Genomic DNA, 25,165 nt, shown 5'->3' with positions numbered 1-25,165 from the left:
TCCGAGCGTGTCGCGCGACTCCGCCCGAGAAATGTCGGCGACCGCATTCCGCGGACCGGTTTGTCGACATCCCGCGCCATTCCCGGGCGCCGGGATGGTCGTCAGTCCAGGGCGTCGGCGAGCGTCTCGAGCAGGCGGACGGCGGCGGCCGGGTCGGCGACCCGGTAGCGGGCCGCGGTCTCGCCCTCGCCGACCTTGACGGTGAGGTCGCCGGGGGAGAGGGCGCGGAAGGCGTCCTCGTCGGTGCGGTCGTCGCCGAGGTAGACCGCCGCGACGGCACCGAGGTCGTCGCGGAGCCGCAGCAACGCGGTGCCCTTGTCGGCGTCGGTGACCGCGAGCTCGAGCACCTCCTTGCCCGGCTTCAGCGTCAGTGACGGATCAGCCGCGGCGCGGGCCCGCTCCAGCAGCGCGGCCGCCGCGGCGCGGTCGGTCACCTGCCGCACGTGCACCGCCGCGCTGGCCGGCTTGACCTCCAGCCGGGCGCCCGGCACTGCGGCGACGAGCGGGGCCAGCCGCTCCGCGAGCGCGTCGCGGCGGGCCGCGAGCTCGCCGGTCAGCGGGCTGTCGTACTCGGCCCCGTGGCTGCCGACCCATCGGTAGGGGCCCTCGAAGCCGCTCACCGCCCGCAGGTCGGCCACGCCCCGCCCGCTGACCAGCGCCACCGTGACGCCGTCACGGGCGGCGAGCCGCGCCAACGCTCCTGCTACCCCCGGCAGCGGCACGGCGGCCGAGGGGTCGTCCACCAGGGGCGCGAGGACGCCGTCGTAGTCGCTGGCCACCAGCAGCGGCCGCCGTCCGGCCACCCCCGCCAGCGCCTCGGCGAGGTCGGCCGGCAGCGCGCCGGTGGCCGCCGCCGGCCGGCTCACGCCTTCGCCTGCAGCGCGTCGAAGAAGGAGTTGGCCCAGTGCTCGAGGTCGTTGCGGGCCAGGTGGCGGCGCATCGCGCGCATCCGCTTGGCCGCCTCGGCCGGCTCGATCCGGAGGGCCCGCACCAGCTGGTTCTTGACCCCGGCGATGTCGTGCGGGTTGACCAGGAAGGCCTGCTTGAGCTCGGCGGCGGCGCCGGCGAACTCGGAGAGCACCAGGGTGCCGCCGAGGTCGCTGCGGGCCGCGACGTACTCCTTGGCCACGAGGTTCATGCCGTCGCGGTAGGGCGTCACGAGCATGACGTCTGCGGCCCGGTAGAGCGCGGCCAGCTCCTCGCGGGGCACCGACTGGTTGATGTAGTGGACGGCCGGCCCGCCGAGGGTGCCGAAGACGCCGTTGACGTGGCCGACCTGCTGCTCGATCGTCTCGCGCATGTGCACGTAGTGCTCGACCCGCTCCCGGCTGGGCGTGGCGACCTGCACCATCACCGTGTCGGGGACCTCGACGACGCCGTCTTCCAGCAGCTCCTGGAAGGCGTTGAGCCGGACGGCGATGCCCTTGGTGTAGTCCAGCCGGTCCACGCCCAGGATGATCTTCCGCGGGTTGCCGAGCTCGGCGCGGATCTCCTCCGCCCGCTTGACGACGTCGGGCCGGTTGGCCAGCTCCTCGAACGCCTTGACGTCGATGGAGATGGGGAAGGCGCGCGCCGTGACCGTGCGGCCGTCGTACTCGATCGTCGAGCCGCGGGCGGGCAGGTCGTGCAGCCGGCGGGCCAGCTGCACGAAGTTGGCCGCCGCGGCGGGCCGCTGGAACCCCACCAGGTCGGCGCCGAGCAGGCCCTCGACGATGGCCGACCGCCACGGCAGCTGGGTGAACAGCTCGTAGGGCGGGAAGGGGATGTGCAGGAAGAAGCCGATGGTGAGGTCCGGGCGCTGCTGGCGCAGCATGGCCGGCACCAACTGCAGCTGGTAGTCGTGCACCCACACGATCGCGCCCTCGGCGGCCACCTCGGCGGCCCGCTCCGTGAAACGCTTGTTGACCTGGACGTAGGTGTCCCACCACGTCCGGTGGTACTCGGGCTTCTCGACCACGTCGTGGTACAGCGGCCACAGCGAGGCGTTCGACATGCCCTCGTAGTACTGGTCGACCTCCTCCTCGGAGAGCGGCACGGGGACCAGCGACATCCCGCCGGACTCGAAGGGCTCGGGCGCCTCGCCGGCCGACCCCGACCAGCCGACCCAGGCGCCGCCACGGCCGGCCACGAACGGCTCCAGCGCGGTCACCAGGCCGCCGGGGCTGCGCTGCCAGCGGGTGCTGCCGTCGGGGTCGGTGACCTGGTCGACCGGCAGCCGGTTGGCCACCACGACGACGGGGCTGTCCGCCTTCTCGTCTCCTGCCGCTGTCCCAGCCATACCGCCCCCGACCCTACTGAGCGCGGCCGGAACCGGCAGCGCCATGCTCACCCCGGGGCCATGACGTACCCCAGCGCGGCCGCCCCCACCCCCAGGACGACGGTGGCGAGCACGTGGGCCAGCCCGCGGGCGAGCCGGCGCTGCTCGACCATCCGCACCACGTCGGCGCCGAACGTCGAGAAGGTCGTGAGCGTCCCGCAGAAGCCGGTGCCCACCAGGGCGACCACCGCCGGGGGAGTGGCGGCGGCCCCCAGCACCAGGCCGAGCAGTGCACTGCCCACGACGTTGACGGTCAGCGTGCCGCGGGCCGGGTCGCCCCCGCTGCGGGCCGCCAGCCGGGTGGCCAGCAGCCGCAGCGGGGCGCCGACCAGCGCACCGGCCACCACGAGCAGCGGCGTCACCGGTCGCGGGCGGCCCGCACCGCCAGGGCGCCGCCGGCCACGGCCAGCACGCCGCCGACGACGGAGACGAGCACGTAGCCGGCGGCCAGGAGCGGCTCGCCGGCCTCGGCCAGCCCCACCGTCTCGACCGCGAACGCGGAGTAGGTCGTGTAGCCGCCCAGCACGCCAACAGCGAGGAACGGCCGCGCCCACGGCGGCTCGGGGGAGCGGGCGGTCAGGACCGCGATCAGCGCGCCGAACACCAGGCAGCCGGTGAGGTTGACCAGCAGCGTGGCCCACGGCCACCCGCCGGGGGAGTGCGGCAGCGCCGTCGCCACACCCCAGCGGGCCAGCGCGCCGAGCGCGCCACCGAGCGCCGCGAGCAGGTACGCCACGGTCCCGTCCTCCCGTCATCCGCGGCGATCATGACGTGCCGGGAGCGACACACCGCATCCTTCCGGTGTGTCACCACCGCAGGTCCATGATCGCCGGGCATCAGGAGGCCGGCTGCACCGGCTCGTCGACGGTGTCGCGTCGGCGACGCCACACCGGCTCGAGCGCCGCCAGTTCCTCCTGGGTCGCCACGCGGAACGGGGGAGTGGTCGGCGGCTGCAGCGCCTGCGGCCCCTGGCCGCGGGTGGCGCGCAGGCTCGCCGCGACCGCCACGCCGAGGATCGTGGCGATGACGGCCAGGCTGACGGTCGTCGGGATGTAGTAGACGTCGATCTTGAGCAGCATCTTGACGCCGACCCACATCAGGACCAGCGCCAGGCCCACCTTGAGGTACACGAACCGGTGGATGAGGTCGGCGAGCAGGAAGTACATCGCCCGCAGGCCGAGGACGGCGAAGGCGTTGGCGGTGAAGACGAGGAAGGGCTCCTCGGTGACGGCGAAGATCGCCGGGATGGAGTCGACGGCGAAGACGACGTCGGTGACCTCCACGAGCACCAGCACGGCCAGCAGCGGGGTGGCCAGCAGGACGCCGTCCCGCCGGATGAGGAACCGCTGCCCGTGGTAGGCGTCGGTCATCGGCACGTACCGGCGGAACAGCCGCAGCGTCCGGGACCGAGCAGGGTCGATGTGCTCGTCGCGCTGGCGGAGCATCCGGTACCCGGTCCACATCAGGAAGGCCGCGAACACGTACAGCACCCAGCTGAAGCTCCCGATGAGCGCCGAGCCGCCGGCGATGAACAGCCCCCGCAGCACCAGCGCGCCGAGCACCCCGAGGAAGAGCACGCGGTGCTGGTACTCGCGCGGCACGGCGAAGAAGGTGAGGACGATCGCCCAGACGAAGACGTTGTCCACGGCCAGCGACTTCTCGATGAGGTAGCCGGCGAAGTACTGCTGGCCGAACTCGGCGCCGTGGGCCCACCAGACCCAGGCCCCGAACGCGACGCCGATGACCACCCACACCGCCGACCACGCGGCCGCCTCGCGCACGCCGATCACGTGCGCGCGGCGGTGGGCGAACAGGTCGACGGCGAGCATGCCGACGATCAGGCCGAGCACGGCCAGCCAGAGGGACAGCGAGACGTCCACGGGGGACCTCCTCCGATCGGAACCGACCGGAGGTCTCTCCCAGCCCCGTCTCGGGCTCGCTCCGCCGGACCCCTCCAGCTGGGGACGTACTGGCGACGGAGCGCTGCGGGGATACTCCCCTCCGAGGACGAGTGAAGCAGACTTCAGCTGTCCGTGCCAGCCCGCCGAGGAGACCCGTGACCGACGACCCGCGTCCGTCGTGGACGTTCCTCACCAACCACGGCCACGTGCTGCTCGCGGTCGCCGCCGATCCGGACGCACGCGTCGAGGAGATCGCCGCACGGGTCGGCATCACGTCCCGCGCCGTCCTGGCCATCCTGCGCGACCTCGAGGAGGCCGGCTACGTCACCCGCAGCCGCCGGGGCCGCCGCACCCACTACGAGGTTCGGCCACACCGGCCGTTCCGGCACCCGAGCACGGCCCACCGCGAGGTCGACGACCTGCTCGCCATCTTCACCCGGTGACGAGTCGGCCCCGTCCCTGGTCCCGCCCCGAGCATGCGGAAGGTGGGGGGACGGGGTCCTCCTTCAGCGCCGGCGGGTCTCGGGGAAGAGCAGGTCGACGAAGCGCTCCACGGTCGGCTGCGGCTCGTGGTTGGCCAGCCCCGGCCGTTCGTTGGCCTCGATGAACACGTGGTCGGGGCCCTCGACGTCGGGCACCAGGAAGTCCAGCCCCGTCACCGGGATGCCGATGGCCCGGCTGGCCCGGACGGCGGCCTGCGCGATCGCCGGGTGCAGTCGGTCGGTGACGTCCTCGATGGTGCCGCCGGTGTGCAGGTTCGCCGTCCGCCGGACCTGGACGCGCTCACCCACCGGCGGGACGTCGTCCATGGCGTACCCGGACTCGGCGACCACCTCGGCGGTCGTGTCGTCGAGCGGGATGCTCGACTCACCGCCGGTGGCCCGCTCCCGCCGGCGGCTGGTGCTGCGCACCAGCTCGGTGACGGGGGAGCGGCCGTCGCCGACCACCTCGGCGGGACGGCGCACCGCGGCGGCCACCACCTCGTGGTCGATGACGACGACCCGCAGGTCCTGGCCCTCGACGAGCTCCTCGACCAGCACGTCGGGGCAGTAGTGCAGGGCCAGGCGCACCGCCCGGTCCAGCGCCGCCTCCTCACGCACACCGACGGTGATGCCCCGTCCCTGCTCCCCGCGAGCGGGCTTGACCACGACCTCGCCGCACTCGGCCAGCAGTGTGCGGCCGGCCTCCAGGTCGTCCTCGGTGACGGTCGCGCCGCGGGGCACGAGGACGCCGGCCCGCTCCATGATCCGCCGGGTGACCCGCTTGTCGTCGCAGCGGCTCATCGCGACCGCGCTGGTGAACTCCGACAGCGACTCCCGGGTGAGCACGGTGCGCCCGCCCAGCGACAGCCGGATCTCGCCCCACTCGGCGTCGTTGACCTCGACGCGGATGCCGCGCTCGAGCGCCTCCTCGGCGATGAGCCGCGCGTAGGGGTTGAGCTCGGCCAGCCCCGGCGGGCGGGCGGCGAACAGCGGCGTGTTGATCGGGTTCTTCCGCTTCACGCACAACGCCGGCACCCGGTGGAAGCCGAGCTTGCGGTACAGCGCGATCGCCCCGGTGTTGTCGTGCATGACCGACAGGTCGAGGTAGGCGCGGCCGCGGCCCACGTAGCGCTCGGCCAGCACCCGCACCAGCGCCTCACCGGTGCCGGGCGGGGCGTCCTGCGCGTCGACGGCCAGACACCACAGGCTGGCCCCGCCCTCCGGATCGCCGAAGGCGAGCACGTGGTCGACGCCGGTGACCGTGCCGACGATCCGGCCGGTCCGCCGGTCCTCGGCCACCAGGTAGGTGAAGCACCGGGTGCGGTGGTTGGCCCACATGGTGTCGGCGTCCCCGGTGACCATGCCGTTGCGTGCGTAGATGTCGTTGACCTGCCGCATCTCGTCCAGCGCGGTCACCGTGCGCACGAAGACGCCGCGGATGAGCTCGGCACGGGGCCGGTAGCGGTGCAGGTCGAGCCGGTAGACGTAGCTGGGGTCGATGAACAGCTCGTCGGGCGCCATCCCGACCATCACGTGCGGGTCGCGCGGGTAGATGCAGATGTCGCGCCGACCGCTCTCCTCCGAGCGCAGGGCCTTCACGATGCCCTCGAGGCTGGAGAAGGTCTGCCCGAAGACCAGCCGGCCCCAGGCCAGGTCCAGGACGACGTCGGAGGCCATCCCCTGCCGCTGGTGCTCGGAGACCTGCTGCCAGGGGCGGCTGGTGGAGGGGGTCTCGGACACCGGGAGGCGCCGCCGGTGCCCCGCGATCCGGGGCACGCTCAGACCCCGTGGGCCTGCAGCCAGAGCTCCAGCAGACCCAGCTGCCACAGCTTGTTGCCGCGCAGCGGGGTGAGCTCGCCGTTCGGGTCGCCCAGCAGCCGGTCGACGTACTCCGGCCGGAACAGCCCGCGCTCGCGGGCGGCGTCGTCGGTCAGCGCGTCGCGCACCAGGTCGAGCACCTTGCCCTCGAGGTGGGTGATCGCCGGGACCGGGAAGTAGCCCTTGGGCCGGTCGATGACCTCCGGCGGGATGATCCGCCGGCCGATCGCCTTGAGCACGCCCTTGCCGCCGTCGGCCAGCTTCAGCTCCGGCGGGCACATCGCGGCCAGCTCGACCAGGTCGTGGTCGAGGAAGGGCACCCGGGCCTCCAGCCCCCAGGCCATGGACATGTTGTCCACCCGCTTGACCGGGTCGTCGACGAGCATGACCTCGCTGTCCAGGCGTAGCGCGGCGTCCACGGCGGTGTCGGCGTGCGGCGCGGACATGTGCCGGCGGACGAACTCCAGGCTCGGGTCGCCGTCCACCGCGTAGCGGTCGGTCACGAGCCGGGCCATGTCGGCGGCGTCGCGGTCGAAGAACGCCCTCGCGTAGGTCTCCACCGCCTGCTCGCGGTCCACGCCCTGCAGCGGCGGGTACCAGTGGTAGCCGGCGAAGACCTCGTCGGCGCCCTGCCCGGACTGCACCACCCGGATCGACTGGCTGACCCGCTCCGAGAGCAGGTCGAAGGCGACGACGTCGTGGCTGACCATGGGCTCGGCCATCGCGTGGATGGCGTGGCCGAGCGCCGCGGCCAGCTCGTCGGAGGCGACCCGGATGCGGTGGTGGTCGGTGCTGAACCGCTCGGCGATGACGTCGGAGTACTGGAACTCGTCACCCTCGCGGCCGCCGACCGCCTCGAAGCCGATCGAGTAGGTGGCCAGGCCGGACTGCCCCTCCTCGGCGAGCAGGCCGACGATCAGGCTGGAGTCCAGGCCGCCGGAGAGCAGCACGCCGACCGGGATGTCGGCCACCAGCCGTCGTCGGACGGCGACCCGCAGCGCCTCCTCGATCGCGTCCTCCCAGTCGCGGGCGGACCAGCTCGCGTGCTCGGGACGGCGCTCGTAGCGGGCCTCCCAGTAGCGGTGCTCACGGGAGGTGCCGTCGGCTTCGACCACCCGCACGGTGGCCGGGGGCAGCTTGCGGACGCCGTTGACGATCGTCCGCGGCGCGGGGACGACGGCGTGCCAGGTGAGGTAGTGGTGCAGCGCCACCGGGTCGATGGAGGTGTCGACGTCCCCGGCCTGCAGCAGCGCCGGCAGGGAGGAGGCGAAGCGCAGCCGACCGGGCGTCTCGGCCAGGTAGAGCGGCTTGATGCCCAGCCGGTCGCGGGCGAGCACCACGCGGCCGGTGTCGCGCTCGGTGATGACGAACGCGAACATGCCGTGCAGGTGCTCCACCACCGCGGTGCCCCAGTGGTGGTAGCCCTTGAGGATCACCTCCGTGTCGGAGGTGGAGAAGAAGCGGTAGCCGTGGCCCTCGAGCTCGGCGCGCAGCTCCTTGTAGTCGTAGATGCACCCGTTGAAGACCGCGGTGAGGCCGAGCTCGTTGTCCACCATCGGCTGGCTGCCGGCCGGCGACAGGTCGATGACCGACAGCCGGCGGTGCCCGAAGGCCACCCGCCCGTTGCTCCAGGCACCCTGGCCGTCCGGCCCGCGGGGGACCAGGCACTCGACCATCCGCGCCACGGCGGTGGTGTCGGCCAGGGAGCCGTCGAACCGGATCTCACCGGAGAGGCCGCACATGTGGTGATCCAACCCCACCGGCCGGGCCTGCGCGAGCGGCCGGGGCTCACGTCACACCGGTGCAACACAGCCGAGTTCCACGTGGAACAGCGGGGCGGACCCGCCACCGCGTTCGCTCCGCCGATCGGCGTCCCAGCGGCCGCGCCGTCGACGTCCCGCTGGTCGTGGTGGGGGTGCGGGCGGCCTCAGGGTCCGTCGGCCGCCAGTGCGGCCATGACCTCCGCCGTCGCCGCGTCGGCGGGCAGGAAGGCCTCGATGCTGAGCTCCGCGAGGGTGACGTCGACGGCGGTGCCGAAGGTCGTGACGGTGCTGAGGAACGCCAGCTCCCGGCCGCCGGCGTCGAGCCGCAGGGGGACGGCGACGGCGTTCGTCGCGCCGTGGCTGCGGCCGCCGGGGAGCGCCGCCAGCTCGTGCAGCAGCGCCCGCGTCCGGGGGTCGCCGGTGACGGCGAGCTCCCGGGCCAGCCGGCCGAGCACGTGGCCACGCCACTCGGCCAGGTTGCGGATCCGGCCGGCCAGCCCGTCGGGGTGCAGGCTCAGTCGCAGGACGTTGACCGGTGGCTCGAGCAGGTGCGCCGAGACCCCGCGGGTGAGCAGGTCGACGCCGGCGTTGGCGCTCACCAGGTCCCAGTGCCGGTCGACGGCGAGGGCCGGGTGCGGTGCGTGGGCGCGCAGCACGGCGTCGACCGCGGCGCGGACCGGGGCCATCTCCGCGTCATCGAGGGAGCGGGCGCGGTACTCGGGTGCGTAACCGGCCCCGAGCAGCAGCTGGTTGCGCTCGCGCAGCGGGACGTCGAGCTGGGTGGCCAGCCGCAGCACCATCTCGCGGCTGGGCTGCGACCGGCCGGTCTCCAGGAAGCTGATGTGCCGCGCGGAGACGTCGCTCTCGACGGCCAGGTCGAGCTGGCTGAGCCGGCGCCGGGTGCGCCACTGACGCAGCAGTGGCCCGAAGGTGGAGCGGGTCGGGGTCGCCGTCACGGCCCGGACGCTACGGGCGCCGCGGCCGCCCGACACCTACCTCGGAGGTAGGTGCGCATGACCTGCCAGGTCATCGACGGGCGGCCCGTCCTCGCGCAGCCTCGGGTCCAGGCCGGAGCCACCCCGGCGCCGACCCGACAGCGAGGAGGACGCACCGTGCCCGAGGACACCACCCAGGTCCAGCGGTACATCGCCGCGTGGAACGAGACCGAGCCGCAGGCCCGCCGCCGGGCGGTCGCGGCGCTGTTCACCGAGGACGCCCGTTACGTCGACCCGCTGGTCGACGTCCGCGGGCACGACGGCATCGAGGCGGCGATCGTCGCGGTGCACGAGCAGTTCCCGGGCTGGGTCTTCCGGCTCGCCGGGCCGGTCGACGCCCACCACGACCAGGTGCGGTTCACCTGGAGCCTGGGTCCGGAGGGCGAGGAGCCGCCGGTGATCGGCTCCGACGTGGCCGTCACCGACGGGGACGGCCGCTTCGCCCGGGTCTCCGGCTTCCTCGACCGGGTCCCGCAGCAGTGAGCGGGTTCGGCTCCTATGCCGTCGCCCACCTCGAGACGGTGATGATGGGCCCCGGGATCGCCGAGTACCTGGCCCGGATCGACGCCACTCTCGAGCCCTTCGGTGGGCAGTTCCTGGTGCACGGCGCCCGCGCCGAGGTCGTCGAGGGCCCGTGGCAGGGCGACCTGGTGGTCATCGGCTTCCCGGACGCCGACGGTGCCCGCGCCTGGTACTCGTCGGCGGCCTACCAGGAGATCGTGGGCCTCCGGACGGGGTCCAGCACCGGCTGGGCGGTCCTGGTGGAAGGCGTCACCGGGCCGCACCGCGCCACCGACGTCCTGGCTCCGGCTCCGTGACCGCGGGCGGCCCGGGACGTCGATCCCGGGCCGTCGATCCGGTGGGCGCCCTCGGTCAGGAAGGAGGCGAGTCGTCGCATGCCGGGTGGCCGGGTGCTGCGGGAGACGCCCGACGGGGTGGTGACGGTGAGGACCCCGTCGTCGCTCATGGTGAACCACCAGCCGCGGGCGGAGGTCTTGAGCCGGTGGTGGCTGCGGCACAGGCAGCAGAGGTTGGCGCAGTCGGTGGCCCCACCGTGGGCGTGGGGGACGCCGTGGTCGGCGACCCCGGACCCGCGACCTCCTGCACGACCCGAACGCACGTTCGGCCACTGACACTTCCGAGGTCACGTCGACCTGCAGGGACGGACCCACCGGAACGGCGCAGGCCGGCGACCACCTCGACGACCTCGGCATCGCAGAAGGCACCGCGCGGTCGGCACTTCCGCGGGCGGTGGGGACACCGGCACAGTGCTCGGCGGACGGAGCCGGACGAGCCCGAGACGGCCAGGTGCGCGAGCCGACCACGGGGGGACCCATGCCGATCACCTCATGCCACCGCCTGCGGCGCCGGATCGCCGCCGCTGCCTGTGCGGCGGCGACGTCCGCCGCCCTGCTCGCCGTCCCGCTCGGCGGCGTCGCGGCCGCCGCTCCGGCAGCGCCCGCCGCCACGGAGCCGCAGGGTGACGGTCGCGGCGAGCCCCCACCGGGTGGCGTACCGGGCGTGCCGGTGCCGTCGATCACCTGGGTGGACGCAGGCGACGGCTACCAGCAGGCCGACGTCGACGTCCCGTACGACTACGCCGACCCGCAGGGCCGCGCGTTCAGCCTGCACATGGTGCGCCTGCCCGCGGCCGACCCGGCGAACCGGATCGGCGCCCTGTTCGTCAACTTCGGCGGCCCGGGCGGCTCAGCGGCGGACATCGTGCGTGAGGTGGGCCGGCTCCTGCTCCCGCCCGAGGTACTCGCGCGCTACGACCTCGTCGGCGTCGACCCCCGCGGGACCGGCGAGAGCAAGCCGGTACGCTGCACGGGCAGCACCGCCGAGCAGGCCGCCCTGCCCTACGCCACGCTGGCCGACTTCCCCACCGACCGGGTCCAGGAGGAGCAGGCCATCGCGCAGGTGCGCGCGTTCGCGGAGGAGTGCCGGGCACGCAACGGCGACCTGCTGGACCACGTCGGCACCCTGCAGTTCGCCCGCGACCTGGATGTGCTGCGCGCGGCGATGGGGGATGAGCGGATCAACCTGTACGGCCTGTCCTACGGCACCTTCCTCGGCCAGGTGGTCGCCAACACCTTCCCCACCCGCACCGGCGCCCTGGTGCTCGACGGCGCGGTGGACCCCGCGTGGGCCAGCGGCCCTCCCGGCACCATCAGCTCGGTCCGCGAGCGCGGCGAGGTGGGCAGCACCGAGACCCTGAACCGGTTCTTCGAGCTGTGCGGGGAGGCCGGACCGCAGCTGTGCGCGTTCGCCGCCGACGGGAGTCCGGAACAGAAGTACGCCGAGCTCGCCGCCCGGCTGCGCACGGCCCCGCTGATGGTCCCGATGCCCGACCAGCCGGCGCAGCCGGTGACCTACTCGATGCTGGTCGCGGGAACCGTGAGCCTGCTCTACACCCCGGACACGTGGCCGGTCCTCGGCGAGCTGCTGGAGGCGGTGTACCTCGGCGACGGCACCGGTGTCGCCGCCGTCCTGGAGAGCCTGCCGGAGCCGCCGACGCCGGAGGGCTACGCCAACTACCCCGACGCGAGCGCCGCCATCACCTGCGCCGAGACCGACAACCCGGACGACCCCTACCGCTACGGCGAGGTCGGGCGCGCGCTGGACGCCACGACCGCGCCCTACGTCGGTTCCCGGTGGGCCTACCTCGGGCTGGTGTGCGCGCCGTGGGCCGGCCGTTCGACCGAGCGCCACACCGGCCCGTGGAACAGCTGGACCCGCAACCCGGTGCTCGTCATCGGCAACCGGTACGACCCCGCCACCCCCTACCGCAACGCGGTGGTCGTGCACGACCTGCTGCCCAACAGCACCCTGCTCACCGTCGACGGCGTCGGGCACACCTCGCTCGGCACGAGCACCTGCGCGGCCTCGGCGACCACGCTGTACCTGCTCACCGGGGCCACTCCACCGGCGGGGACGGTGTGCACCCAGGACCGCGGGGCGTTCGACCCGGTGCCGGCATCCGCCCTCACCGGCGCCATCCGGACGGGCGTGGCAGTCGGGTAGGCCGTTCACCCGGTCGGGTCAGGACCAGGGGACGCCGATCCGCCGTCCGGCCAGCTCGTGGACCTCGACCTCGACGTCGAAGACCTTGCGCAGCAGCTCCGGCGTCATCAGCTCGGACGTCGGGCCCTCGGCGACCAGCTGTCCCTCCCGCATCGCGACGATCCGGTCGGAGTAGCAGGAGGCCACGTTGACGTCGTGCACGACGAGGACGACGGTGCGGCCCAGCTCGTCGGCCATGCCGCGGAGCATCCGCATCATCTGGACGGCGTGCCGCATGTCGAGGTTGTTCAGCGGCTCGTCCAGCAGCACGTGGTCGGTGCCCTGGCACATCACCATCGCCACGTAGGCGCGCTGCCGCTGCCCGCCGGAGAGCTGGTCGAGGTGCCGGTCGGCCAGCGGGCCGAGCTCGAACCACGCCATGGCCTCGTCGACCTGGCGGTGGTCCTCGGGCGTCAGCCGACCGCCGGAGTGCGGGAAGCGGCCGAAGGCGACCAGCTCGCGCACGGTCAGCCGCACCGACATCGCGTTCTCCTGCCGGAGCACGGCCAGCCGACGGGCCAGCACCGGGCCGGGCGTCGTCGCCACGTCCAGACCGTCGACGCGCACCCGGCCGCTGTCGGCCGGCAGCAGCCGGGCGGCGACCGAGAGCAGCGTGGACTTGCCCGCGCCGTTGGCGCCGATCAGCGAGGTGATGCCGCCGGTCGGGATGGTCAGCGAGACGTCGTCCAGCACGCGGACGGCGCCGTAGGACTTGGAGACGGACTCGATCTCGATCACTGGCGGGGCTCCCGGATCAACAGGGCGATGAAGACGATCCCGCCCACGAAGTTGACGACGACGCTGAGGCTGGAGTTGAAGCCGAACACCTGCTCGAGGACCAGCTGGCCGCCGACCAGGGCGAGCAGCCCGAGCAGGGCCGCACCGGGCAGCACCCAGGCATGCCGGTGGGTGCCCAGCAGCTGGCGGGCCAGGTTGGCCACCAGCAGGCCGAGGAAGGTGATCGGCCCGACCAGCGCGGTGGCGACGGCGACGAGGACGGCGACGGCCAGCAGCGCTCGGTTGACCACCCGGCGGTGGTCGACGCCCAGGCCGACGGCGGTGTCCCGCCCCAGCGCGATGACGTCCAGCCGGGGGAGCAGCCGCCACACCCCTGCGGTGACCAGGACGACGAGGACGGCGGACAGCGCCAGCAGCTGCCGGTCGACGGAGTTGAAGCTGGCGAACAGCAGGTCCTGCAGGGTCAGGAACTCGTTGGGGTCGATCAGCCGGGAGGCCAGCAGAGTGAGGCTGGTGAAGGTGGAGCCGAGCACCACCCCGAGGAGCACCAGCACGTACACGTCGCGCTCGGTGCGGCCGAACAGCGACCGGTAGAGGACGGCGCCGAAGCCGATCAGCACGACGACCTCGATCGCGAAGCGCAGCCGCGGGTCGGTCGTGGTGACGGTGGAGGCGCCGAGGAAGAACACCCCGACCGTCTGGATCAGCACGAACAGCCGGTCGAACCCCATGATCTCCGGGGTCAGGATCCGGTTGTTGGTGACCGTCTGGAACAGCACGGTGGAGACCGCGACCGCCACGGCGACGACCGCCATGGCGGCCAGCCGGCGCCCGCGCTGCTGCAGCGCGTAGTCCCAGGAGCCGGTGACGTCGACGGTGAGGAACGCGGCGACGGCGACGGCGGTCAGGACGCCGAGTACGACGAGCGTGCGCCGCCGGCGGGTGGCCCGCTGCGGCGCGGTGAGCACGGCGGCGCCCTGCCTCCGGCGCGACCTCGCGAGCTCGGTCACGTGAACGCCCGCTTCCGGGCTCGCAGCAGCAGCCAGATGAACAGCACGCCGCCGACGACCCCGCCGATCATGCCGACCGGCACCTCGTACGGGTACCGGATGGTGCGGGCCAGGACGTCGCAGACCAGCACGAACGCCGCCCCCGTCAGCGCGGTCACCGGCAGCACCCGGCGCAGGTTGTCACCCATCGCCAGGGTCACCAGGTTGGGGACGACGAGGCCGAGGAAGGGGATCGAGCCGACGCTGACCACGACGATCGCAGTGACGACCGAGGCGATGGCCAGGCCGACCACGACCACGCGGGTGTAGGCGACGCCGAGGTTGATCGCGAAGCTCTCGCCCATCCCCGCCACGGAGAACCGGTCGGCCCACAGGTAGGCGAGCACGGTGGCGGCCAGCACCAGCCAGAGCAGCTCGTAGCGGCCGGCCAGGACGCCGGAGAAGTCGCCGTTCATCCACACGTCCATCGACTGCAGCAGGTCGAAGCGGTACGCCAGGAAGGTCGTCGCCGCGGTGACCACACCGCCGAGCAGGATGCCGACCAGCGGGACCACCACCACGTCGGTGAGCACCATCCGCTGCAGCAGCCAGACGAAGAGCGCGGTGCCGACCAGGGCGAACACCACGCCGATCGACATCTTGCCGAGCACGGAGCTCCCGCCGAACCACAGCGTGGCGACGACGATGCCCAGGCCCACCCACTCCGTCGTCCCGGCGGTCTGCGGGGAGACGAACCGGTTGCGCGTCAGGTGCATCATCACCATCCCGGCCACGGCCATCGCCGAGCCGGCCAGCAGGATCGCGAGCAGCCGGGGGACCCGGCTGGTCCACAGCACCCGCGCCTGCGCCTCGTCGGGGTCGAGCAGGTCGGCCGGTGCCAGGTCGCCGACCCCGATGAACAGGGACGCCGAGCCCGCCACCACGAGGCCGACCAGCGCGGCGGCGACGTGCCACCGCTGCACACCGCGGCGGCGCCGCACCCCGGTGGGTGCGGCGCCGCCGCGTCGTTCGTCGGTACTCGTCATCGGGTCAGGCGACGGCCGCGCCGACCTCCTCGACCATCTGCTCGACCGACGGCAGGCCGTTCGGCGCGATGTACCAGACGGACGAGTCGAGGTAGTGGACGTCGTCGTCCTCCCACGCCGTCGTCCCGCGGACCAGCTCGTTGTCGAGCACCTGCTGCGCAGCCTGACCGGACTCGCCGATGGCGGCGTCACGGTCGAGCACCAGCAGGATGTCGGGGTCCTTCTCGGCGATGTACTCGAAGGAGACGGCGTCGCCGTGGTCGGCGGCGGTCAGCCCCTCGTCGGTGGGGGTGAGCCCCAGCTCGTCGTAGACCAGGCCGAAGCGGGTATCGGGGCCGTAGGCGCTGACCTCGCCGGCGTTGGTCATCACGAACAGCGCGTCGCCGGCGCCCTGCGCGGCCGCCCGCACCTCGGCGACCCGCTGGTCGAGCGCGGCCAGCCGGTCGGCGACGGCGTCCTCCTGGCCGAAGACCTCCGCCAGGGTGGTCACCCGCTCCTCGAAGGAGGCCAGGAAGTCCTGGTTGTCGACCGTCAGGTCGATGGTGGGGGCGATCTCCGCGAGCTCGGGGTACACCGCGGCCGAGCGCCCACCGACGATGATCAGGTCCGGCTCGAGGGCGTTGACCGCCTCGTAGTCCGGCTCGAACAGCGAGCCGACCTTGGCGTACTCGTCCCCCGAGTACTTCGCCAGCGACTCCGGGTAGGTCGCCTCCGGCACGCCGGCCACCTCGACGCCGAGGCTGTCCAGCGTCGACAGCACGCCGACGTCGAAGACGACGACCTCCTGCGGGTCGGCCGGGACGGCGGTCTCGCCCTGCGCGTGGGTGACGGTGACCTCGTCGGTTCCCGCGGCGGCCTCGGCGGTGGTGTCCTCGCTGCCGCCGCAGGCGCTGACGGCGAGGGCGGTCGCCACGGTGAGGGAGAGGGCGGCCAGCGGCCGGGCCTGCGTGCGCATCGTGCTCCTGTCGTACAGAGGTGAGGCGTGGCTAAGTGAGGCATGCCTAACCTGCCACACCCCTCGTTGCACGTGTCAACCGGGTCCTGTCGGGCAGGGGAGTGACCATGGAGATCCGCACACTGGGACGGCTGACCGTCCCGGCCCAGGGACTGGGCTGCATGGGGATGAGCGAGTTCTACGGCACCGGGGACCGGGCGGAGGCCGAGCGCACCATCCAGCGGGCGCTGGACCTCGGCGTCACCTTCCTCGACACCGCGGACATGTACGGCCCCTTCACCAACGAGCGGCTCGTCGGGAAGGCCATCGCCGGCCGGCGCGACGAGGTGGTGCTCGCCACCAAGTTCGGCAACGAGCGCGGTGAGGACGGCTCGTTCCTCGGCATCAACGGCAGGCCCGACTACGTGCACCGCGCCTGCGACGCCTCGCTGCAGCGGCTCGGCGTCGACGTCCTCGACCTGTACTACCAGCACCGGGTCGACACCACCGTCCCGGTGGAGGACACCTGGGGCGCGCTGGGGGAGCTGGTCGAGGCGGGCAAGGTGCGCCACGTCGGCATCTCCGAGGCCGCGCCGGAGACCATCCGCCGGGCGCACGCGGTGCAGCCGGTGACCGCCGTCCAGACCGAGTACTCGCTGTGGACCCGCGACCCCGAGGACGACGGCGTGCTGGCCACCTGCGCCGAGCTCGGCATCGGCTTCGTCGCCTACTCACCGATCGGCCGCGGCTTCCTCTCCGGCCAGATCCGCAGCATCGACGACCTCGCCCCCGACGACTTCCGCAGGGACAACCCGCGCTTCCAGGGCGAGAACTTCGCGAGGAACCTGGAGCTCGTCGACCGGGTCCGCGAGATCGCCGACGAGAAGGGCGTGACCGCCACCCAGCTCGCGCTGGCCTGGGTGATGGCGCAGAGCGACCGCGCGGGCAACCCGACCATCGTGCCCATCCCGGGCACCAAGCGGGTGGCCTACCTCGAGGAGAACGCCGCGGCCGCCGACGTCCGGCTGACCGACGACGACCTGCGCCGGCTGGACGAGGCCGCGCCCGTGGGCGCCACGGCGGGGGACCGCTACCCGGACATGTCCAGCGTGCACCGCTGAAACAGGACCACCTTGCCCCCACCCCTCGGGGGAGGACCCCCTCCTCCCCACCCTCCGCAGGCTCAGGGCGGAGCCCGGGACGGGGCCAGCGGGCCCTGATGGTGAGCCGCCCCCTGCACGGGAGGATGGCGGCCGTGCCCGACACTCCTGCCGCGGGGTCCGCCCGGTGACCCTCCCGCTGGTGGTCGCGGTGACCGTGACCGCCGGGCTCCTGGCCCTGGCCGGGGTCGCCTCCACCCTCGCCCGTCGGCGGATCGGCCTGCTGCACCTGTGGGGCGCAGGACTGCTGGAGGTCCTGCTGCTGGTGCAGGCGGCCCTCGCCGTCGTACCCCTGCTGCGCGGGGAGCGGCTGGCCGACACCCCGACCTTCCTCGGCTACCTGGCCGGCATCGTGCTGCTGCCAGTCGCCGGGGCGCTGTGGGCACGGACGGAGCCGAGCCGCTGGGCGGGCACCGTGCTGGCCGTGGCGGCCGGGGCGGTGGGCGTGATGATCTGGCGGCTGCAGGAGCTGTGGGAGGCGACGGGTGGCTGAGACGACGGGGGACCGGTCGGGGACCGCCGGCGGGCCCGGCCGGGTGCTGGTCGCGGTGTACGGCGTCTTCGCCCTCGCCGCCGGCGCGCGGGCCGCCGTCCAGCTGTCGACCCGCTTCGCCGAGGCCCCTGTGGCCTACCTGCTCTCCGCGCTGGCCGCCGTCGTCTACGTCGTCGCCACCGTGGCCCTGGCCCGTGGGGGACGCCGGGTCGCCCTCGTCGCGATCACCGTCGAGCTGGTCGGCGTCCTCGTCGTCGGCACGCTGTCGCTGGTGGACCGCGCCGCCTTCCCCGACGAGACGGTGTGGTCGGCGTACGGCCGCGGCTACCTGTTCATCCCGCTGGTGCTCCCGGTCGTCGGGCTGCTCTACCTGCGCCGCACCGCGCAGGCGCCGTCCCGCTGACCCGCCCGCGGCGGTGGGGGCAGCGAGGTCCTCTCAGAAGTCCCCGCCGCCGAAGTCACCGCCGAAGTCGCCCCCGCCGAAGTCACCGCCGTCGGCACCGGCGGCGAAGTCCCCACCCGGGTCGCCGCCGTAGTCGCCCCCGTCAGCGCCGGCGCCGTCCTCGTAGCCCTCGGCGTAGGCCTCCTCGTCGCCGCCGCCGAACAGACCGCCGTCACCGAGGCCGGTGTCGAACAGCGCGTCGGCGACCGCCGTGCCGACCACCAGGCCGCCGACGGTGCCGAGCAGGCTGGCACCCAGGGTGCTGCCGAAGCCGGGCCCGCCGTAGCCACGTCCGTAGCCGCCGCCGTACCCGGGGCCGTAGCCACCGCCGTACCCCGGTCCGTAGCCGCCCGCTCCGAAGCCGCCGCCAAAGGCCCGCTCGAGAGTGCCCGGCTGGCGCACCTCCGCGCGGGTGGCGGCGCGGGCGAGGGAGCGCGGGTCGTCCGAGCGCGGCCGCTCCGACGAGGGCACCGCGGCGGCCAGCTGGACCAGCACCTCCTGCCGCTGCTGCGGCGAGAGCTGGGCGAAGGCCTCCGCGTGCGCCTCCTCGATCTTGTCCGGCGGCGCGGTGCGCAGCAGGTACCGGTAGCGCTCGATGGCCTGCTGGTCGGTGGGCGCCCCACCCTGCGGCGGGGGCGACGTCTGGTAGCCGTCGTACTGCGGCGCGGTGTGCTGGTACCCGTCGTACCGGTCGTGGTCGGAACGGCGGCGGCCGAAGAGCCGGTCGAGCAGTCCCATGGCGATCGTCTCCCTCCGGTCGGGGAACGGCGTACCCCGCCGGAGGGGTTCCCGCGGGGCCGCGTCCCACACGTGGGGGCGTGGACCCGCTGGTCAACGTCCCGGACCGTGGTGGCCGGGGCGCGAGGTGCGCGGTTAGGGTCGGTGCCGTGCCGGCCGAGCGGGACCGACCGCAGGACTCGTCCCTCCTCCAGCGCCCCGACGGCGTGGTGGGCCGCGAGGAGGCCGGCGTCGTCAGCGCCGCCGCCGCCGTCGTCGAGCACTCGGGCACCGGTGCCGCGTCGTCCGCGCTGCCCGCCGTGCTGGCCGACGTCCCGGTGGCGGTGCTGCTCATCGACCGCGGCGCCGGGGCGGTCACCTACGCCAACAGCGCAGCGGTCGAGCTGGCCGGCAACGTCCGCCTCCCCGTCGACATCGACACGTGGGGCGCCTCCGTGGGCCTCACCGACCTGGGCGGCCGGCCCCTGGCCAGCACGTCCGGCCCGCTGTCGCTGGTCGCCCAGGGTCTCCCGGTCACCGGCGAGGCGGTGCGGATCGTGCCGGGCCATGCGGACGACGGCCTGCCCGACCAGGACCCCGGCGACCGCCCCGACCAGCTGCTGTGGGTCACCGGCTTCCCGCTGTCCCGACCCGAGAGCGACGAGCACCTGTCGCTCGTGGTCTTCCTCGAGGTCGATCCCGGCGAGAGCGACGCCGCCGGCGACCCGCTGCAGGCGCTGCGGGAGCGGGCTGTGGTCGCCACCGACATCGCCTTCACGATCACCGACCCCAGCGAGCCGGGCAACCCGCTGGTGTGGGTCAACCCGTCCTTCACCCGCATCACCGGCTACGGGTACGACGAGGCCGTCGGCCGCAACTGCCGCTTCCTGCAGGGGCCGGCGACCGACCCCGCGGCCGTCGCCGCGATCCGCACCGCGGTGGCGCAGCAGCGGGCGGTCACCACGACGCTGCTCAACCACCGCAAGGACGGCACCGCCTTCTGGAACCAGCTGTCGATCAGCCCGGTCTTCGACGGCGAGGGCGGGCTGGTCAGCTTCGTCGGCGTGCAGACCGACGTCACCGAGCGGGTGCGGGTGGAGCACGAGCGGGAGGCCGCCTTCGCCGCCGAGCAGACCGCCCGCCACGAGGCCGAGCTGGCCCGGGCGGCGGCCGAGCAGGCACGGGCCGACGCCGAGCGGGCCCGCGCGGACGCCGAGCGCATCCAGGGCCGCCTGGCGCTGATGGCCGAGGCGACGAGCACGCTGATCGCCACGCTGGACCTCACCGACGTCCTCGACCGGCTGGCCCGGCTGTGCGTGCCGCTGCTCGCCGACTGGGTGTTCATCTCCCTGGTCGACGACACCGGGACGATCCGCGAGACCGCCTCCCGGCACCGCGACGGCCTCGAGGAGGAGCTGCGGGTGCTGGCCACCCAGCACGCGCCGCACCTGCCGGAGAGCTCGCCGACCCGGCGCAGCATCGCCGGCTCCCGGCCGGTGCTCGTCCAGCGGGCCGGCGCCGACCTCGACGAGCTGTTCACCTCCGAGGCCGCCCGCGAGGCCGCCGAGCGGCTCGGCACGGGGTCGCTGCTCGCCGTCCCCATGGTCGCCCGCCGGCGGACCCGCGGCGCCATCCTGCTGGCCCGCGCCGACACCGAGCGGCCCTTCGACCAGGAGGACGTCGACCTCGCCGAGGACCTCGTCCGCCGCGCCGCGCTGACCATGGACAACGTGCGCCTCTACCAGCAGGAGCACACGGTCGCCGACACGCTGCAGCGCTCGCTGCTGCCCGAGCTGCCGGCCATCCCCGGCGTGGAGTCCGCCGCCCACTACGTCAGCGCCTCCACGGCGGCCGACGTGGGCGGTGACTTCTACGACCTGCTGCACCTGCCCGACGGGTCGATCGGCGTGGTCATCGGCGACGTCGTCGGCCACGACATCGCGGCCGCCGCGGCCATGGGCCACCTGCGCGGGCTGATCCGCGCCTGCGCCTGGGAGGCGCCCGACCCCGACCCCGGCGTCGTCCTGGCGCGGGTGGACCGACTGGTGCAGGGCCTGGGCGTGGCCTCGATGGCGACGATGGTCTACGCCCGGGCGGTGCCCCCGACCGAGGACGGCGCACCGTGGCGGCTGCACCTGGCCAGCGCCGGCCACCCGCCGCCGCTGCTACGCACCGCGGACGGCGGCGTGCAGCTCCTGGACGGCGTGACCGGCCTGCTGATCGGCGTCGACGGCAGCCTGCCCCGGCGGACGACGTCGATCGACCTGCCGCGCGACGCCACGCTGCTGGCCTACACCGACGGGCTCATCGAGCGGCCGGGCACCGACCTCGACGAGGGCATCGCCGAGCTGGTCGGCCGGCTGGCGGCCGCCCCGGTCGAGGCGGGCCCGCGCGCGCTGTGCGACGCCGCGGTCGCCGGCTCCCTCGACGGGCGGGACGACGTCGCGCTGATCGCCGTCCGGTTCCGCCAGCTGTCCTAGCCCTCGGCCGCGCGGGTCTCCAGCAGGCCGTAGGCGCCGCGGTGGAACAGCAGCGGCCGCCGTCCGGGATCCGCACCGAGGTCCAGCACCCGGGCAGCGACGAGGGTGTGGTCACCGCCGTCGTACTCCGCCCACAGCTCGCAGTCGATCCAGGCGACGACGTCGTCGAGCACCGGCTGGCCCTGCGGGCTGGGCCGCCAGGACACCCCGGCGAACTTGTCGGCGCTGGACCGGGCGAACCGGGCCGACAGCGCGGTCTGGTCCTCGGCGAGCACGTTGACGCAGAAGCGTCCGAGCTCGCGCAGCCGCGGCCAGGTGCGGGAGGCGCGCGCGGGCGCGATGACCACCAGCGGCGGGTCCAGGGACAGCGAGCTGAACGACTGGCAGGTGAAACCGATCGGCCCGTGCTCGCCCTGGGCGGTCACCACGGTGACGCCGGAGGCGAAGTGTCCGAGGACGTCACGCATGGTGCGGGGGTCGACCGTCCCGCCCCCCGACGGCGGCTGGCTCATGACCTCCAGCCAACCACGCAGGTGCCGGTCACCCCGCCACGGGAGACGAGCGGGGCACCGAGCGACCCCCCGCCCGGTACAGCGAGCTGGGCAGCTCGTGCCCGACGGCCTCCTCGGTGACCCGGGCGGCGGCGAGGACGGCGTCGAGGTCCAGCCCGGTGCGCACGCCGGACTCCTCGAGCATGTACACCAGCTCCTCGGTGGCGATGTTGCCGCTGGCGCCGGGCGCGAACGGGCAGCCGCCGAGACCGCCGACCGAGGAGTCCAGCTGGGTCACCCCCGCCTGGACGGCGGCCAGCGCGTTGGCCTGCCCGGTGCCGCGGGTGTCGTGGAAGTGCACGCCCACGTCGACGCCCGGGCAGGCCCGGCGCACGGCGTCGAGCAGCTGCACGACCCGCATCGGGGTGGTCGTGCCGATCGTGTCGCCCAGGCAGAGCCGGTCGGCACCGGCGGTGACCGACGCGCGGGCGACGTCCACGGTGCGGGGGATCGGTGTGCGGCCGTCGAAGGGGCAGTCCCAGGCGGTCGCGATCACCACCTCCAGCGAGCCCCCGGCGCCGTGCGCCAGGGCGGCGATCTCGCCGACCGCCGCCACCGCCTCGGCGGTGCTGCGGCCGGCGTTGGCCCGGCTGTGCCCGTCGGAGGCCGAGACCACGTACTCCAGGTCGGCGACGCCGGCGTCCACCGCGCGGGTGGCGCCCCGGGCGTTGGCGACCAGGGCGGAGAAGAGCACGCCGTCGAAGGCGTGCAGCTCGGCGGCCACCTGGTCGGCGTCGGCGAGCGCCGGCACGGCCTTCGGCGAGACGAACGAGGTCACCTCGATCCGGCGGACGCCGGTGGCCACGAGGGCCTCGAGCATCGCCAGCTTCCCCTCCAGGGGCACCGGCACCTCCAGCTGCAGACCGTCGCGCATGCCGACCTCGCGGACGTCCACAGTCGCGGGCAGCACCAGGTCGAACTCGTTCACGGGCCCTCCTCGGTCGATCACGTGACATCCTGCCCCGGCGCCGGGTTCCACGTGGAACCACGCGGACGCTCCTGGGCCGAAGAGCTGCAGCAACGGGCCGTGTCGGCGCAGGATGACCGGCACGGAGGTGAGATGTGACCGATGCGGCGGACACGCTGCCCCCGGCGGATCGCCGGAGCGCGTTCGCCAACGCGCCCATGGGGATCGTGCTCGCCACGCCGGCCGGTCTCATCGTCGACGCCAACCCGGCGCTGGCGGCGATGCTCGCGTCCACCACCGATGAGCTCTACGGCCGCTCGATGCTCGACCTCGTCCACCCCGACAACCGCGCAGCCGCCGTCGAGGCGTTCGCCGAGCTCCTCGAGGAGCGCAGGATGATGCGGCACGAGACCCGGCTGGTGCGGGCGGACGGCGGCGTGGTGCCCGTGCAGGTCACCTCGTCCTGGGTGGACGGGACGCCCGACGGCGACCCGCCGCACGTGGTCGCGATCGTCGAGGACATCACCGACCGCAAGGCCCTGGAGGCTGCGCTGGTCCACCGTTCCCTGCACGACCCGCTGACCGGGTTGCCCAACCGGATCCTGTTCAGCGACCGGCTGCACCACGCCCTGGAACGGGGGCGCCGGGAGCGGACGCCGACCAGCCTGCTGGGCATCGACCTCGACGGCTTCAAGCAGATCAACGACCAGTACGGCCACCCGGTGGGCGACGAGGTGCTCGTCGCCGTCGCCGAGCGGCTGACCTCGGTGCTGCGGGCCAGCGACACCGCAGCCCGGGTCGGCGGGGACGAGTTCAGCATCGTCTGCGAGAACAGCGGGCGGCTCGACGCCGAGGCACTCGCCACCCGGCTGCGGGACAGGGTGAGCGAGCCGCTGCGCCTGGCCGGCGGGCTGACGCTCCCGCTGACGGTGAGCATCGGGATCGGCACGGCCGAGGGCGACGTCGACCCCGAGCGGGCGTTCGAGGCCCTCGTGCGGGAGGCCGACGACGCGATGTACGTCGACAAGGCCCGCTGGCAGGACTGAAGGAGGACCCTCCTACCCCGCACCACTCGTAAGAGGACCCCGTCCTCCTCACCGCTCGCAAGCTCGCGGTGAGCCTCCGGACGGGGCCGGGCGGGACCCTGCAGGAAGGCCGTTCCAGCGGCCGACGACGTCGGTGAAGGCGGCCGCGGCCTGCTCCACCTCGGCCAGCTCGACGTACTCGTCGACGGCGTGCATGACCGCCGGGGTGCCCGGCCCCCAGACCACGATCGGGGCGCCCCGGACGACCTGCACGAGCACCGAGGCGTCGGTGAAGTAGGTGGCGGGCGTGGGCAGCACCGGCGCGGGCAGCGAGGCCACCCACGGGTCGTCGGCGGGGGTGCCGACCGGCGGCAGGTCCACCCGCACCTCGACGTCGGCCACCTCCGGCTGCGCCCGCCACCAGGCCAGCAGGTCGCCGCCGTCGGCCACGGTGCGCATGTCGACGACCACCTCGGCGCGGTCGGGGACGACGTTGGGCACCGTGCCGCCCGCGACGACCCCGGGGTTCCACGTCTCGGTGCCGAGGAACGGGTCGGTGCGGAAGGGCAGCACCCCGCCGGCCCGCGCGAGCAGGGCGGCCAGGTCCAGCACCGCGTTGTGCCCGCGCTCCGGGGTGCTGCCGTGGGCGGCCCGGCCGGCGGTCCGGACGGCGAGCCACAGCGCTCCCTTGTGGCCGAGGACCACCTGGTTCCCGGTGGCCTCCGGGACGACCACCGCGCCCACGGGGAGCTCGGCGATGGCCGCGGCCGCCGCGGCGGCCCCCTGCGAGCCGATCTCCTCGTCGCTGGTCAGCAGCAGGGCCACCGGCGTCCCCGGGTCGGCGGCGGCGAGCGCGGCCGCCGCGGCCACCACACCGGCCTTCATGTCGCTGCCACCTCGGCCCCACACCCGGCCCCCGTCGAGGTCGCCGTCGAAGGGGTCGCGCTGCCAGGCGGCCGGGTCGGTCGCGGGCACGGTGTCGACGTGGCAGGCGAGCAGCAGCTGCCGACGTCCCGGGTCGGCCGGTGTGCGCAGCAGGGTCCAGGGGTGGTCGCGGTCGCGGCCCTCGGTCACCTGCAGGTGCGGGGCGCGCTCGCGCAGCACCTCGGTGAGCGTGCCCAGGACGTCGCGCTGCGCGCCGGCGTCGCCGGAGACGGTGGGGTGGCGCACCAGCTCCCGCACGAGCGCCACCAGGTCCAGAGCAGGGGCCGTCATGGTCCGATCCTGCCCCCGCCGCCCCGGGACGGCACGGGACACGGGCGCGGGTCAGCGCAGACCGCGGACGAAGCTGACGACGGGTCCTCGAGGGTCGGGGGACGGCACCTGGCCGGGGTGGACCGGTCG

The 25,165-nt window shown here is 74.1% G+C and carries 25 protein-coding genes; 9 read left to right on the top strand and 16 right to left on the bottom strand.

The features are described from left to right. Positions 1 to 101 precede the first annotated feature (101 nt). The 5 genes from otsB to ACWIX7_RS13425 form a co-directional block, all read right to left on the bottom strand. The gene (otsB, locus tag ACWIX7_RS13445; protein ID WP_448622034.1) at positions 102 to 866 is read right to left on the bottom strand and encodes a trehalose-phosphatase; all 765 of its coding nucleotides are present in this window, start codon (positions 864 to 866) and stop codon (positions 102 to 104) included. Beyond that, positions 863 to 2,278 (bottom strand): alpha,alpha-trehalose-phosphate synthase (UDP-forming), encoded by a 1,416-nt coding sequence (locus tag ACWIX7_RS13440; protein ID WP_448622033.1) that lies wholly within the window; start codon positions 2,276 to 2,278, stop codon positions 863 to 865. Before ACWIX7_RS13440 ends, otsB begins: the two co-directional genes overlap by 4 nt. Positions 2,279 to 2,325: 47 nt before the next feature. Further along, positions 2,326 to 2,679 (bottom strand): fluoride efflux transporter FluC, encoded by a 354-nt coding sequence (locus ACWIX7_RS13435; protein WP_448622032.1) that lies wholly within the window; start codon positions 2,677 to 2,679, stop codon positions 2,326 to 2,328. Continuing rightward, a complete protein-coding gene (locus tag ACWIX7_RS13430) occupies positions 2,676 to 3,053 on the bottom strand; it encodes a fluoride efflux transporter FluC (protein ID WP_448622031.1) in 378 nt (125 codons plus the stop codon). The genes ACWIX7_RS13435 and ACWIX7_RS13430 overlap by 4 nt, the downstream gene beginning before the upstream one ends. Before the next feature lie 100 nt (positions 3,054 to 3,153). Continuing rightward, positions 3,154 to 4,197, bottom strand: a complete 1,044-nt coding sequence (locus ACWIX7_RS13425; protein ID WP_448622030.1) for a TerC family protein — start codon at positions 4,195 to 4,197, stop codon at positions 3,154 to 3,156. A 176-nt stretch (positions 4,198 to 4,373) separates the two neighbouring features. On the opposite strand from ACWIX7_RS13425, the gene ACWIX7_RS13420 reads away from it, so the two are divergent. After that, the gene (locus tag ACWIX7_RS13420) at positions 4,374 to 4,661 is read left to right on the top strand and encodes a helix-turn-helix transcriptional regulator (RefSeq protein WP_448622029.1); all 288 of its coding nucleotides are present in this window, start codon (positions 4,374 to 4,376) and stop codon (positions 4,659 to 4,661) included. 63 nt (positions 4,662 to 4,724) lie between these two features. On the opposite strand, the gene ngg is transcribed toward ACWIX7_RS13420, so the two are convergent. From ngg to ACWIX7_RS13405, 3 genes are all read right to left on the bottom strand, one after another. Next, positions 4,725 to 6,440: an N-acetylglutaminylglutamine synthetase gene (ngg, locus tag ACWIX7_RS13415; protein ID WP_448622028.1), complete on the bottom strand. Its 1,716-nt coding sequence runs from the start codon at positions 6,438 to 6,440 to the stop codon at positions 4,725 to 4,727. 38 nt (positions 6,441 to 6,478) lie between these two features. After that, positions 6,479 to 8,260 (bottom strand): N-acetylglutaminylglutamine amidotransferase, encoded by a 1,782-nt coding sequence (locus tag ACWIX7_RS13410; RefSeq protein ID WP_448622027.1) that lies wholly within the window; start codon positions 8,258 to 8,260, stop codon positions 6,479 to 6,481. Between the two features lie 185 nt (positions 8,261 to 8,445). Then, positions 8,446 to 9,237 carry a helix-turn-helix domain-containing protein gene (locus tag ACWIX7_RS13405; RefSeq protein WP_448622026.1) on the bottom strand — a complete coding sequence of 264 codons (792 nt, stop codon included), beginning with the start codon at positions 9,235 to 9,237 and terminating at the stop codon, positions 8,446 to 8,448. Positions 9,238 to 9,393: 156 nt separating this feature from the next. Between ACWIX7_RS13405 and ACWIX7_RS13400 the strand changes: the two genes are divergently transcribed. The 3 genes from ACWIX7_RS13400 to ACWIX7_RS13390 all read left to right on the top strand — a co-directional run bounded on the left by ACWIX7_RS13400 (position 9,394) and on the right by ACWIX7_RS13390 (position 12,300). Next, positions 9,394 to 9,759, top strand: coding sequence for a nuclear transport factor 2 family protein (locus ACWIX7_RS13400; protein ID WP_448622025.1), 366 nt, complete (start codon positions 9,394 to 9,396; stop codon positions 9,757 to 9,759). After that, positions 9,756 to 10,094, top strand: coding sequence for a DUF1330 domain-containing protein (locus ACWIX7_RS13395; RefSeq protein WP_448622024.1), 339 nt, complete (start codon positions 9,756 to 9,758; stop codon positions 10,092 to 10,094). Before ACWIX7_RS13400 ends, ACWIX7_RS13395 begins: the two co-directional genes overlap by 4 nt. A gap of 517 nt (positions 10,095 to 10,611) precedes the next feature. Next, positions 10,612 to 12,300 carry an alpha/beta hydrolase gene (locus tag ACWIX7_RS13390; protein WP_448622023.1) on the top strand — a complete coding sequence of 563 codons (1,689 nt, stop codon included), beginning with the start codon at positions 10,612 to 10,614 and terminating at the stop codon, positions 12,298 to 12,300. 18 nt (positions 12,301 to 12,318) lie between these two features. Here ACWIX7_RS13390 and ACWIX7_RS13385 read toward each other — a convergent pair whose 3' ends face one another. From ACWIX7_RS13385 to ACWIX7_RS13370, 4 genes are read right to left on the bottom strand one after another with little or no spacing between them, the layout of a single operon-like run. Further along, entirely contained in the window at positions 12,319 to 13,077 is a 759-nt protein-coding gene (locus tag ACWIX7_RS13385; protein WP_448622022.1) for an iron ABC transporter ATP-binding protein, read from the bottom strand. Beyond that, on the bottom strand, positions 13,074 to 14,087 hold the full coding sequence (locus tag ACWIX7_RS13380) for an iron chelate uptake ABC transporter family permease subunit (protein ID WP_448622021.1): 1,014 nt from the start codon (positions 14,085 to 14,087) through the stop codon (positions 13,074 to 13,076). Before ACWIX7_RS13380 ends, ACWIX7_RS13385 begins: the two co-directional genes overlap by 4 nt. Beyond that, entirely contained in the window at positions 14,084 to 15,112 is a 1,029-nt protein-coding gene (locus ACWIX7_RS13375; protein WP_448622020.1) for an ABC transporter permease, read from the bottom strand. The genes ACWIX7_RS13380 and ACWIX7_RS13375 overlap by 4 nt, the downstream gene beginning before the upstream one ends. A 4-nt stretch (positions 15,113 to 15,116) precedes the next feature. Next, on the bottom strand, positions 15,117 to 16,067 hold the full coding sequence (locus ACWIX7_RS13370) for a siderophore ABC transporter substrate-binding protein (protein ID WP_448622019.1): 951 nt from the start codon (positions 16,065 to 16,067) through the stop codon (positions 15,117 to 15,119). 107 nt (positions 16,068 to 16,174) lie between these two features. Here ACWIX7_RS13370 and ACWIX7_RS13365 point away from each other — a divergent pair, with 107 nt between their 5' ends. The 3 genes from ACWIX7_RS13365 (at position 16,175) to ACWIX7_RS13355 (ending at position 18,102) form a co-directional block, all read left to right on the top strand. Then, entirely contained in the window at positions 16,175 to 17,167 is a 993-nt protein-coding gene (locus tag ACWIX7_RS13365) for an aldo/keto reductase (RefSeq protein WP_448622018.1), read from the top strand. 166 nt (positions 17,168 to 17,333) lie between these two features. Next, the gene (locus tag ACWIX7_RS13360) at positions 17,334 to 17,699 is read left to right on the top strand and encodes a hypothetical protein (RefSeq protein ID WP_448622017.1); all 366 of its coding nucleotides are present in this window, start codon (positions 17,334 to 17,336) and stop codon (positions 17,697 to 17,699) included. After that, a complete protein-coding gene (locus ACWIX7_RS13355) occupies positions 17,692 to 18,102 on the top strand; it encodes a hypothetical protein (RefSeq protein ID WP_448622016.1) in 411 nt (136 codons plus the stop codon). Before ACWIX7_RS13360 ends, ACWIX7_RS13355 begins: the two co-directional genes overlap by 8 nt. Positions 18,103 to 18,135: 33 nt before the next feature. Here the strand turns inward: ACWIX7_RS13355 and ACWIX7_RS13350 are convergent, their stop codons facing one another. Beyond that, positions 18,136 to 18,879 carry a hypothetical protein gene (locus ACWIX7_RS13350; RefSeq protein ID WP_448622015.1) on the bottom strand — a complete coding sequence of 248 codons (744 nt, stop codon included), beginning with the start codon at positions 18,877 to 18,879 and terminating at the stop codon, positions 18,136 to 18,138. Between the two features lie 149 nt (positions 18,880 to 19,028). On the opposite strand from ACWIX7_RS13350, the gene ACWIX7_RS13345 reads away from it, so the two are divergent. Next, positions 19,029 to 21,338, top strand: coding sequence for a SpoIIE family protein phosphatase (locus ACWIX7_RS13345; protein ID WP_448622014.1), 2,310 nt, complete (start codon positions 19,029 to 19,031; stop codon positions 21,336 to 21,338). Here ACWIX7_RS13345 and ACWIX7_RS13340 read toward each other — a convergent pair. Then, positions 21,335 to 21,850 carry a flavin reductase family protein gene (locus ACWIX7_RS13340; RefSeq protein WP_448622013.1) on the bottom strand — a complete coding sequence of 172 codons (516 nt, stop codon included), beginning with the start codon at positions 21,848 to 21,850 and terminating at the stop codon, positions 21,335 to 21,337. The two genes, ACWIX7_RS13345 and ACWIX7_RS13340, sit on opposite strands and share 4 nt — an antisense overlap. A 28-nt stretch (positions 21,851 to 21,878) precedes the next feature. Next, positions 21,879 to 22,817, bottom strand: a complete 939-nt coding sequence (locus ACWIX7_RS13335) for a hydroxymethylglutaryl-CoA lyase (protein WP_448622012.1) — start codon at positions 22,815 to 22,817, stop codon at positions 21,879 to 21,881. Between the two features lie 134 nt (positions 22,818 to 22,951). Between ACWIX7_RS13335 and ACWIX7_RS13330 the strand changes: the two genes are divergently transcribed. Beyond that, on the top strand, positions 22,952 to 23,842 hold the full coding sequence (locus tag ACWIX7_RS13330; RefSeq protein ID WP_448622011.1) for a diguanylate cyclase domain-containing protein: 891 nt from the start codon (positions 22,952 to 22,954) through the stop codon (positions 23,840 to 23,842). A 48-nt stretch (positions 23,843 to 23,890) separates the two neighbouring features. Here ACWIX7_RS13330 and ACWIX7_RS13325 read toward each other — a convergent pair whose 3' ends face one another. Next, positions 23,891 to 25,036: a M20 family metallopeptidase gene (locus ACWIX7_RS13325; RefSeq protein WP_448622010.1), complete on the bottom strand. Its 1,146-nt coding sequence runs from the start codon at positions 25,034 to 25,036 to the stop codon at positions 23,891 to 23,893. Between the last annotated feature and the right edge of the window lie 129 nt (positions 25,037 to 25,165).

Source organism: Geodermatophilus sp. URMC 65, from assembly GCF_053502545.1.
Note: the sequence above shows the minus strand (reverse complement) of the source record. Positions and strands in the feature narration are given on the sequence as shown.